This is a genomic window from Dactylosporangium salmoneum (assembly GCF_039532525.1).
Classification (GTDB): domain Bacteria; phylum Actinomycetota; class Actinomycetes; order Mycobacteriales; family Micromonosporaceae; genus Dactylosporangium; species Dactylosporangium salmoneum.
Genome location: NZ_BAAARV010000044.1, coordinates 1 through 10834, shown reverse-complemented (window position 1 = coordinate 10834; position 10834 = coordinate 1). Strand labels below are relative to the sequence as shown.

At 76.1% G+C, this 10834-nt stretch carries 9 protein-coding genes; 8 read left to right on the top strand and 1 reads right to left on the bottom strand.

The features are described 5' to 3' along the window. From ABD352_RS25970 to ABD352_RS25935, 8 genes are all read left to right on the top strand, one after another. Positions 1-227: hypothetical protein (locus ABD352_RS25970; RefSeq protein WP_344615091.1), on the top strand; the 227-nt coding region annotated here is incomplete at its 5' end. After that, positions 217-1560 (top strand): CheR family methyltransferase, encoded by a 1344-nt coding sequence (locus tag ABD352_RS25965; RefSeq protein WP_344615090.1) that lies wholly within the window; start codon positions 217-219, stop codon positions 1558-1560. The genes ABD352_RS25970 and ABD352_RS25965, both read left to right, overlap by 11 nt. Further along, positions 1557-2159 carry a chemotaxis protein CheW gene (locus tag ABD352_RS25960; RefSeq protein WP_344615089.1) on the top strand — a complete coding sequence of 201 codons (603 nt, stop codon included), beginning with the start codon at positions 1557-1559 and terminating at the stop codon, positions 2157-2159. The genes ABD352_RS25965 and ABD352_RS25960 overlap by 4 nt, the downstream gene beginning before the upstream one ends. A 17-nt stretch (positions 2160-2176) precedes the next feature. After that, the gene (locus tag ABD352_RS25955) at positions 2177-3652 is read left to right on the top strand and encodes a HAMP domain-containing methyl-accepting chemotaxis protein (RefSeq protein WP_344615088.1); all 1476 of its coding nucleotides are present in this window, start codon (positions 2177-2179) and stop codon (positions 3650-3652) included. Beyond that, a complete protein-coding gene (locus ABD352_RS25950; RefSeq protein ID WP_344615087.1) occupies positions 3649-5679 on the top strand; it encodes a hybrid sensor histidine kinase/response regulator in 2031 nt (676 codons plus the stop codon). The genes ABD352_RS25955 and ABD352_RS25950 overlap by 4 nt, the downstream gene beginning before the upstream one ends. Beyond that, on the top strand, positions 5676-6743 hold the full coding sequence (locus tag ABD352_RS25945) for a chemotaxis protein CheB (protein WP_344615086.1): 1068 nt from the start codon (positions 5676-5678) through the stop codon (positions 6741-6743). Before ABD352_RS25950 ends, ABD352_RS25945 begins: the two co-directional genes overlap by 4 nt. Continuing rightward, entirely contained in the window at positions 6725-8665 is a 1941-nt protein-coding gene (locus ABD352_RS25940) for a response regulator (protein WP_344615085.1), read from the top strand. The genes ABD352_RS25945 and ABD352_RS25940 overlap by 19 nt, the downstream gene beginning before the upstream one ends. 22 nt (positions 8666-8687) lie before the next feature. After that, entirely contained in the window at positions 8688-9338 is a 651-nt protein-coding gene (locus ABD352_RS25935; RefSeq protein ID WP_344615084.1) for a DUF6518 family protein, read from the top strand. Positions 9339-9423: 85 nt separating this feature from the next. On the opposite strand, the gene ABD352_RS25930 is transcribed toward ABD352_RS25935, so the two are convergent. Beyond that, the coding region (locus tag ABD352_RS25930) for a LuxR C-terminal-related transcriptional regulator (RefSeq protein WP_344615083.1) at positions 9424-10834 on the bottom strand (1411 nt) is incomplete at its 5' end.

Below are 10834 nucleotides of genomic sequence, written 5' to 3'. Positions count from 1 at the left end.
CGTCCCGCCTGGTCGCCGCGGTCAGCGTGCTGGACGGCCGCCCCCTGTTGTTCCTGCGCCCGGAGGCCGCCCTGGAGTGCGCCGCCGGCAAGGAATTCGGGCAAACGACACAATCAGCCAGTGAGCCAGAAAATGATGATATGTCCGAAATGTCGTGGCGCGCCAGCGCCCGACATTTCGTCCAACCCGCCGCGCCGGGCGGAGGCGGGGACGCCGATGGCGCGTGAAGCGAACGAGGTCGCGCGGCTGAGGCGGCTGCTCGCCGAGCGCCTCGGCATGGCGTTCGACGACAAGAAGGACGCGCTGCTCGCCGAGATCCTGCAGCAGCGGGCCACCCAGCACGGCCTCACCGACCGCGGCTACCTTGACCGCCTCGCCACCGCCTGGACGGCCGAGCTGTCCACCCTCGCCGAGGCGCTGACCGTCAACGAGACGTACTTCTTCCGCAACATCGAGCAGTTCCACGCGCTCGCCGAGGTCGCGCTGCCCGAGCGGGTCCGGGCCCGCGGCCGGCTCGACATCCTGTCGGTCGGCTGCTCCACCGGCGAGGAGGCGTACACGCTGGCGATGGTCGCGGCCGAGCGGGTGCCCGACTCGCTCGAGGTCGGCATCGTCGGGCTCGACGTCAACCGGGTGGCGCTGCGCAAGGCGATGGCCGGGCGGTACTCCCTGTGGTCGCTGCGCGAGACGCCCGAGCCGGCCCGGCTGCGCTGGTTCAAGCAGGCGCCCGAGGGGGTCGAGGTCGACGCGCGGATACGCGGCCGGGTGCGGTTCGTGGAGCACAACGTGGCCAGGGACGACCCAGTGCTGTTCGCGCCCGGGACGTACGACGTCGTGTTCTGCCGCAACCTGCTCATGTACCTCACGCCGGACACGGCGCGGGCGGTGATCGAGCGGATCACGCGGGCCCTGGCGCCGGGCGGGTTCCTGTTCCTCGGCCACACCGACACGCTCGGCAGCCGCCCGCCGGGGCTCGACGTGCACCACTCCCACGCGGCGTTCTACTACAAGCGGGTCCAGGGCTCGCCGCGGGTGGCCGAGCCGCCGCCCGCGCCGGTGGTGCGGCCCCGGCCCCGGGAGCGGGCGCTGCGGCTGGTGTCGGAGGAGCGGTTCGCCGAGGCGCTGCAGGAGCTCGAGGCGATCACCGGGGCCGAGGCCGACCGGCCCGACATGTGGCTGGTGCGCGGCTGCGTGCTGGCCCACCTCGGCCAGACCGGGCGGGCCGCGCAGCTGTGCCGGCGGCTGCTGGAGCGCGACGCGCTGTACGCCGACGCCCACCAGCTGCTGGCCGACTGCTTCGAGGGCGACGACAACCACGCCTCGGCCCAGCGGCACCACCGCATCGCCGCGCAGCTCGACCCGCGGTTCGCGATGCCACGGATGCGCCTGGGCCTGCTGGCCCGGCGGCTCGGCGACCGGCGCGGTGCCGAGCTGGAGCTGGACCGGGCGGTGCAGCTGCTGCGGGAGGAGTCCGGCGAGCGGATCGCGCTCTTCGGCGGCGGCTTCGGGCGCAGCGCCCTCATCGCGCTGTGCCGGGCGGAGCTGGCGGCCGTGTCGTGACGGCCGCCACGGAGACCGGGGGCCAGCACCGGATCGGCGACATGCACCAGCGGCTGGCCCGGCTGCGCGAGGACTTCGACCGCTCGTTCGCCGACCCGCCCCGCCAGGAGGTGGCCGGCCACGACGACCTGCTGGCCATCCGGGCCGGCGGGGTGCGCTACGCGCTGCGGCTCACCCAGGCCGCCGGGCTGTTCCCAGAGCGGCCGGTGACCCGCCTGCCCGGCCCGCTGCCGGCGCTGCTCGGCGTCGCGGGCTTCCGCGGGGCCATCGTGCCCGTGTACGAGCTGGCCGCCGTGCTGGGCACCTGGAGTACCACCGCGATCCCGCACGACGCCGGAAGCACCCCGCGCTGGCTCGTGCTGGCCGCCGGCACCCCGCCGGTCGCGCTGGCCTTCGAGCGCCTCGACGGCCACCTGCGGGTGCCCCGCGACGCGCTGGTCGAGGAGGCGGCCGGGCACGGGCCGCACGGCTGCCTGCGCGGCATCGTGCCGCTGCCCGACGGCGCCCGCCCCATCGTCGACGTGGCGGCCGTGCGCGCGGCCGTCCAGGCCGCGGTCGGGCGGTTCGCCGCACCGGCGCAGGCCCGCGAGGACACGTAGGAACAGGACGGGGGACCATGGCACAGCAGTGGACGTTCGGGCGGCGGCTCGGCATCGGGTTCTCGGTCACGGCGCTGCTCACCCTCGTCACCGGCGTGCTCACGGTGTGGGCGCTGAGCAGGGTGGTGCACGGCAAGGACGCCGTGATCGACGTCGGCGTGAAGGGCCTCGTCGCCGTCGGGCAGCTGCGCGTCGACGTGGAGGCCAAGAGCAGCGCCGGGCGGGCGTACCTGCTCACCGGCGGCCAGCAGTACGCCCAGCAGATCAACTCGGCCCGGCAGGGGTTCACCGAGGCGATCGGCGCGGTCCGCGACCAGCTCACCACCGCCGAGGAGCGCGACCTGCTCGACCAGGTGGTGGCCGACGAGCAGCGGCACCAGGCCGCGCTGCAGGCCGTCGTCGACCAGCGGATGCGGCCCGGCGCCGACCTGGACAAGATCAGCGCCGCCTTCGAGAGCACCGTGGCCCCGCTGCGCGACGCGCTCGACAAGCAGATCACCGCGCTCACCACGCTGCTCGACCACGACCTGCGGACCAAGCAGCGCGACGCCTCGACCGTGGCCGGCGTGGCCATCGGCGTCGTCATCGGCATCACGGTGCTCGGCATCGCCTTCATGGTCGTCATCGGGCTGCTGCTCAGCCGGGCCCTGACCCGGCAGGTGGCCGGCACCGTGGGGCACATCCGCAGCTCCTCGGCCGAGCTGGAGGCGGCCGCCGGTCAGCAGGCCACCGGCGCCCAGGAGCAGGCCACCGCGATGAGCGAGATCACCACCACGATCGAGGAGCTGCTCATCACCTCCCGGCAGATCGCCGAGGGCGCCCAGCGGGTGGCGCAGATCGCCTCCGAGACGGCGTCGGCGGCCGGCTCCGGCGACTCCACCATCGAGGAGGCCCGCGCCTCGATCGCCGCGATCCGCCGCCAGGTCGACCTCATCGTGCAGCACATGCTGGAGCTCGGTCAGCGCTCGCAGCAGATCGGCGGGGTGGTCGACCTGGTCTCGGAGCTGGCCGAGCAGACCAACATCCTGGCCATCAACGCCACCATCGAGGCCTCCGGGGCCGGGGAGTGGGGGCGGCGCTTCGCGGTCGTGGCCGACGAGATCCGCAAGCTGGCCGACCGTACCGCGGGCTCCGCCAAGGAGATCCGGGCGCTGATCGAGGACGTGCGGGGCGCGGTGAACACCACCGTGATGGCCACCGAGACCGGCGCCAAGGCGGTCGACGCCGGCACCCGGCAGTTCAACGCGGTGACCGCCTCGTTCCAGCAGATCGCCGACCTCGTCGCGACCACCACCGAGTCGGCCCGCGAGATCGAGCTGTCCACCAAGCAGCAGACCACGGCGGTCGAGCAGGTCAACGTGGCGGTCAATGACACCGCCCGGGTGACCCGGGAGAGCGAGACCAGCGCGGTGCAGACCCGCCAGACCGCCGCCCACCTCACCGGCCTGTCCTCGTCGCTGCTGCGGCTGGTCAGCGCGGACAGCGGCACATGACGCAGCCCAGGGACCCGCTGCGGTACTTCCGGATCGAGGCCCGGGAGCTCGTCGAGCAGCTCTGCCAGGGCGTGCTCGAGCTGACCGGCGACGCCGGCGCGGAGGCGGTGGCGCGGCTGCTGCGGCACGCGCACACCCTCAAGGGCGCCGCCCGGGTGGTGCGCCAGGCCCGGCTCGCCGACCTCACGCACGCGCTGGAAGAGATCCTGGTGCCGTACCGCGACGGCGCCGAGCCGGTGCCACCGCACGTCATGGCCGACCTGGTGCGCCGCACGGACGAGATGTCGGCCATGGTCGCGGGGCTCGACCCGGCACCCGCCGGACCTGCGGTCGAGGAGCAGCAGCAGCCGGCGCCGGAGCGCGGCGCCGGGGCCGACGTCGACGAGCTGCTCGAGGCGGTGGACGAGGCGCACGCCCGGTTCGCCCCGCTGCGCCGCCAGGCGGGCACGGTCGAGCGGGCCCGGCGCACCGCCGAGAGCCTCGCCGAGCAGCTGCGCACCGGCGGCACCCCCGAGCGCGGGGCCACCCTGGCCGGCGCGCTCGCCGCCGACCTCACCGCGCTCGGCCGGCGGCTCACCGAGACCGTCGAGCAGGTGGAGCGGGAGCTCGACGACATCCGCGGCCGGGCCGAGCGCCTGCGGCTCGTCCCGGCGGCGACCGTCCTCACCGCGCTGCACCGGGCCGTGTACGACGTGGCCGGCGCCGAGGGCAAGGCGGTGCGCTTCGACAGCCACGGCGGCGAGCTGCGCCTCGACCCGCACGTGCTCACCCAGGCCGGCAACGCCCTGCTGCACGTGGTGCGCAACGCGGTCAGCCACGGCGTGGAGCCCGAGGCCGAGCGCGTCGCCGCCGGCAAGCCCCCGCAGGGCCGGGTCAGCGTCGACGTGCGCCGCCGCGGCCGGTTCGCCGCGTTCCGCTGCCGCGACGACGGGCGCGGCTTCGACCTCGAGGCGGTGCGCCGCCAGGCCGAGCGGCGCGGGCTGGTGACGCCCGGGGCCGAGGCCGACGTCCGCGAGCTCATGCGCCTGCTCATGCAGGGCGGCATCTCCACCTCCGAGCGGGTCACCGGCGTCTCCGGCCGCGGCATCGGGCTCGACGCCGTGCGCGACGTCGCCGAGCGGCTCGGCGGCGACGTGCAGGTGCGCACCGAGCCCGGCCGCGGCACCGAGGTGGAGCTGATCGTGCCGCTGGCCCTGGTGTCGCTGTCCGGGCTGGTACTGCAGGCAGGCGGGGTGCTCGCCGCCCTGCCGCTGGACACCGTGCGCACGTGCGTGCTGATGGGCGGCGTCGAGGCCGAGGCCGCCGCCGCGGGCGGCGCGCTGGCCCACGACGGGCGGGTGCTGCCGTTCCTGCCGCTGAACCGGGTGCTCGCCGGGACCGCACCGCCGGCCGACGGGAGCGGCGTCGCGGTGATCCTGACGGCCGGCGACGGGGCGATCGCGGTCGGCGCCGACCGCCTCCTGGGCACCTCGACGCTGGTGGTGCGGCCGCTGCCGGAGCTCGCACCGGCCGCCGCGGTCGTCGGCGGGGTCTCCATGGACGCCGACGGCAACCCGCGGATCGTGCTCGACCCGGTGGGCCTGGCCGCCGCCGCGGGCGGTCCGGGCGCCGGCCCGCCGGTCGCCGCGGCGGAGCGGGAGGGGCCGGCCGCGATGCCGCCCATCCTGGTGGTCGACGACTCCCTCACCACCCGCATGCTCGAGCGCAGCATCCTGGAGTCCGCCGGGTACCGCGTCGACCTCGCCGCCTCCGCCGAGGAGGCCCTGGAGCGGGTCCGCCACCGCCGGTACGCGCTGTTCCTCGTCGACGTCGACATGCCCGGCATGGACGGCTTCGGGTTCGTCGAGGAGACCCGCAACGACCCGGCCCAGCGGGAGGTGCCCGCGATCCTCGTGACCTCCCGGTCGTCGGCCGAGGACCGGGCGCGCGGCCTGGCCGCAGGGGCCTCGGCCTACATCGTCAAGAGCGAGTTCGACCAGGAGGAGCTGCTCGCCCACATCCGCGACCTGGCCGGCGCGCCGGCATGATCCGGGTGCTCATCGTCGAGGATTCCGCCACGGTACGGCAGTGCCTGCGCGAGGCGCTGGCGCCCGGGCTCGGGTTCGACGTCGTCGGCGAGGCCACCGACGGCGCCGGCGCGGTGGAGCAGTGCCGCCGCCTGCGCCCCGACGTCATCACCATGGACGTGCAGCTGCCGAAGATGTCCGGCCTGGCCGCCACCGAGCAGATCATGGCGCTCGCCCCGACGCCGATCCTGGTGGTGTGCTCGGCGGACCGGCGCGAGCTGTTCAACACCTACGACGCGCTGGCCGCCGGGGCCGTGGACGTGCTGGAGAAGCCGCGCGGCGACGACTCCGACGACACCTGGCCGCACCGGCTGCGCACCGCGGTCAAGGTGGTCTCGCGAATCCGGGTCGTGACCCGCCGGCTGCCGACCCCACCCGCGCCGCCGCCGGCCGTGCCCGCCGCGGTCCCGGCGGGGGTGCGCGCGATCGCCATCGGCGCCTCCACCGGCGGCCCCGGCGCGATCGTGCGGCTGCTGAAGGCGGTGCCCGCCGGTTTCCCGATCCCGCTGCTGTACGTCCAGCACCTCGCGGTCAACGAGTCGTTCGCGCAGGCGTTCACCGGCTGGCTGGCCGAGCAGACCGGGCACGCCGTCGGCTACGCCCGCGGCGGCGAGGCGCTGTCCTCGCTGGGCGGCCGGGTCACCATGGCCCCGCCGGACCTGCACCTGCTGGTGCGCAACGGCCACCTGCACGTCAGCTCGGCCGCGCCGGTGCACTCCTGCCGGCCCGCGGCCGACGCGCTGTTCCACTCGGTCGCCACGGAGCTCGGCCGGCAGGCGGCCGGCTGCCTGCTCACCGGGATGGGCCGCGACGGCGCCGCCGGGCTGCTGGCGATGCGCCGGGCCGGCGCGGCGACCTACGCCCAGGACGCCGCGAGCTGCGTCGTCTACGGGATGCCCGGCGAGGCCGTCGCCCTCGGCGCGGTCGCCGCCAGCCTGCCGCCGGAGGAGATCGGGGCCCGCCTGGCCGCACTCGGGTCGCGCGGCCACGAGGAGCGGGGGATGGCGTGGCGAACGCGGTTCTGATCGTCGACGACAGTCTCACCGTCCGGATGGACCTGCACGAGGCGTTCGAGGAGGACGGCTTCCGTACCGTGCTGTGCGCCGGCGCCGCCGAGGCCATCGCGATGCTGGACGCCGAGCGCTTCGACGTGGCCGTGTTCGACGTGCGCCTGCCCGACGGCAACGGCGTCGACCTGCTGCGCCGGCTGCGCGGCGACGCCCGCCACGGCGAGACGGTGGTGCTGCTGCTGTCCAGCGCGGCCGAGGTCCACGACCGGCTGCGCGGCCTGCGCACCGGGGCCGACGACTACGTCGGCAAGCCCTACGACGCGCCGGTCGTCGTCGCCCGGGCCCGCGAGCTGATGCGCCGCGGCCTGTCCAGCGCGCCGCGCCGGCACGTGCTGGTCATCGACGACAGCCGCACCTTCCGCGAGATGCTGCGCCAGACCCTCGAGCACGCCGGCTACGACGTGACCACGGCGGCCAGCGGGGAGGAGGGGCTGCGCATCGCCGCCGCCCGCCCGCCCGACGCGATGATCGTCGACGGCGTGCTCCCTGGCATCGACGGCGCCACGGTGATCCGCCGGGTCCGCCTGGACGCCGCCCTGCGCAACGTGCCCTGTCTGCTGCTCACCGCGGCCGACGACTACGCCACCGAGCTGCAGATCCTCGACGCCGGCGCGGACGCGTTCGTGCGCAAGCAGGAGAACCTCGCCGTGGTGCTGGCCAAGCTCAACGCCGTGCTGCGCAAGGGCGCCACCGCGCTGCCGCTGCCCGGCGCCGGGACCGCCCGCCCGGCGCGGGTGCTGCTCGTCGACGCCGACGCCAGCTACGTGGACCGGATGACGCCGCTCATGCACGAGGACGGCTACGAGCCGACCGTGGCCCGCTGCGCCGACGACGCGCTGGCGATGCTCGCCGTCGAGCCGGCCGACTGCACCGTGATCGACCTGCACCTGCCGGAGATCGACGGGCGCGACCTGTGCGACCGGATCCGGGCCGTGCCGGGCCTGCGCGACATGCCGGTCATCATCATCGGCAACGACGACGTGCTGCTGGAGTGCCTCGCCGCGGGCGCGGACGACTACGTGCGCCGCGGCGACGGCACCGGCACCCTGCGCGCCCACGTCCGCGCCCACGTGCGCCGCCAGCACCTGCACGAGCAGAACCGGCGCATCCGCGACGAGCTGGTGCGCCGCGAGATGGAGGCCGCCGAGGAGCGCGCCGCCCGCCGCTTCGCCGAGGCCCGTGCCCAGCTGGTGGAGGAGCTGGAGTGGCGCAACCGGGAGCTGGAGGCGTTCAGCGGCTCGGTCTCCCACGACCTTCGCTCACCGCTGCAGACCATCCTCAGCTACAGCGAGCTGCTGGCCGAGGGCGCCGACCCCGACACGGCCCGCCAGCTCGACCGCATCCACGCCGCCGGCATGCGCATGAACGCCCTCATCGACGCCCTGCTGCAGCTGGCCCGGGCCAACCGCGGCCAGATCCGGCGCAGCACCGTCGACCTGACCGCGCTGGCCGAGGACGTCGTCGACGAGCTGCGCGCCCGCGACCCCGGCCGCGAGGTGCGGGTCACCGTGACCCCGCAGATGACGGCGGAGTGCGACGGCAACCTGGTCCGGGCGGTGTACGCCAACCTCGTCGGCAACGCCTGGAAGTTCACCACCAGGACCGCCGAGCCGGCCATCGACATCGGCGGCGACGGCGCGACGTTCTTCATCCGCGACAACGGCGCCGGCTTCCCCGCCGAGAAGGCCGACCAGCTGTTCCGCCCGTTCGGCCGGCTCCACGACGCCGCCGAGTTCCCCGGCACCGGCATCGGCCTGACCACCGTGCAGCGCATCGTCGACCGCCACGGCGGTCGGGTCTGGGCCAGCAGCGAGCCCGGCCGCGGCGCCACCTTCTCCTTCACACTATCCACACCGAACGGGCCCGACGGCGGCTGACCACCCGGGCGAGAATGGGTGCATGCGGGGGACGACGGCGGTGGTGGCCGGCGCGGCGGGGATCGCGCTCGGGGTGGCCTCGTTCGGGGCCGACCTGGCGAGCGGGGCGTGGCTGACGGTGCTGCAGTTCGTGGCCAGCACCGGGTTCGCGTGGGGGTGCGCGGCGTTCGCCCCGGCGGTGCTCGCCCGCACGCGGGCGGGCGCGATGGCCGCCGGGATCGCGGTGCTGTGCCTGGCCACCGGCGGCTACTACGGGCTGAACCTGGTCTCCGGGCGGTGGCGGGCCGACGGGCTCGGCCCGGTGCTGGCCGCCGCCGCGTACTGGACCGTGCTGTCGGTCGCCGGCGGGGCGGCGCTGGGCGTCCTGGCGCACCTGGTCCGCTCGGCCCGGCCGCGACCGGCGGCGGTCGCCGGAGGGCTGGTCTGCGGGCTGCTGGCCGGGGCCGGCATCGACATCGTGGTCAGCCTGCTCGCCGCGGGCGACCACGGCCGCCAGCGCCTGGCCGAGGGCGCCCTGCAGGCCGTGCTCGGCGTCGTCGTGGCCACGTGGGCGTTCGGCCGCCGCCCCGGTGCGCGGGACTGGGCCGGCTACGGCCTCGCCGCCGTCGCGGCCTGCGTCGCCGGCGCCTCGGCCTGGGGCGCCGTCGAGTCGGTGCCCGTGGCCGGGTTCTGAGAGAGGCTTGGAGGGCCAGCGCGATCAGGTCGCCGCGGGCTGCCACGCCGAGCTTCGGTGCCCGTGGCCGGGTTCTGAGACAGGCTTAGAGGGCCAGCGCGATCAGGTCGCCGCGGGCGGCCACGCCGAGCTTCGGGTACGCCTTGTACAGGTGGTAGGCGACCGTCTTCGGGCTCAGGAACAGCTGCGCGGCGATGTCCTTGTTGGACAGTCCCTGCGCGGCCAGCCGGGCGATCTGCAGCTCCTGCGGCGTGAGCCGGGCCCCGGCCGGCTCGGCCCGCTCCGCGGGCTCCGCGGCCGGCAACCCGGTGGCGGTCAGCTCGGCGCGGGTGCGGGCCGCCCAGGGCCGGGCGCCGAGGCGGTCGAAGCCCTCGAGGGCCTGCTGCAGCACGCGCCGGGCGTCGGCCTTGCGCCGGGCGCGGCGCAGCCACTCGCCGTAGAGCAGCTCGGTCCGGGCCCGCTCGAACGGCCGCGCGGCGAGCGCGAGCGACAGGCCGAACTCGTGCTCGTCGCCGCCGAGCAGCGCCCGGCAGCGGTGCACGAGGGCCCGGGCCCACGGCTGGGCGGTGCGCTCGGCGAACGCGGCGAGGCGCTGCACCGCCTCCGGCACGCCGTCGAGGGCGTCGGCGGTCCCGGCCCGCACGGCCGCCTCCACCAGGTCGGGGATGCAGCGGTGCGCGACGACGTGGTGCGCGAAGGGCTGGACCTGCAGGGCGAGCAGGCGCGGCACGGCCGCCTCGGGTCGGCCCTGGCCCAGGTCCAGCAGCGCGAGCGCCCACTGGGCCCACGCGTGGCCGGCCGGCGCCACGCCCGGCGAGGCCACCTCCAGGGCGTCGGCGACGGCGGAGCGGCACGGCTCCTCGTCGCCCGCGACGGCGGCGAGCGTCGCCCGCAGCGCCGAGAGCTGGCTGACCCACAGCGGCTGGCCGCCGTCGCGGGCCAGGGCCAGGCCCTCGGCCGCGCTGACCGCCGCGTCGCGGTGGCGGCCGTGGAACAGCTCGGCCTCGGCCAGGAAGAACAGCAGCGTGGGCAGCAGGCCGGCGAGGCCCTCGGCCCGGCACCGGCCGGCGAGCGTGGCGGCCAGCTCGTGCGCCTCGGCGTCCTGGCCGGCGACGAAGCCGAAGCCGCACAGCTCCACCAGGTCGCGCGGGGCGGTCGCCGGGTCGAGCGCGGCCCGCCGGTCGGCGACCGAGGGCAGTGCCGGCGGGCGGCCGCGGGCGGCGGCGACCTGGAAGCGGGCGATCGGGTCGGCGTCGTGTCGGGCCAGCCGGTCGAGGCACTCGCCGAGGTGGGGCTCCCCGAGGTACCAGGCGGGATGCACGGCGTGGCGCAGCACCCGGCCGGCCGTCCCGGGCGCCAGCTCGGCCGCGGCCGTCAGCAGCTCGTAGGCGGCCTGGAAGTTGCCCTGCCAGAACCAGGCCTGGCCCTCGACCCAGCCGACCCGGGCCAGGAACGCGGGGTCGGTGTCGAGGGACGCGGCCCGCTCGGCGAGCCGG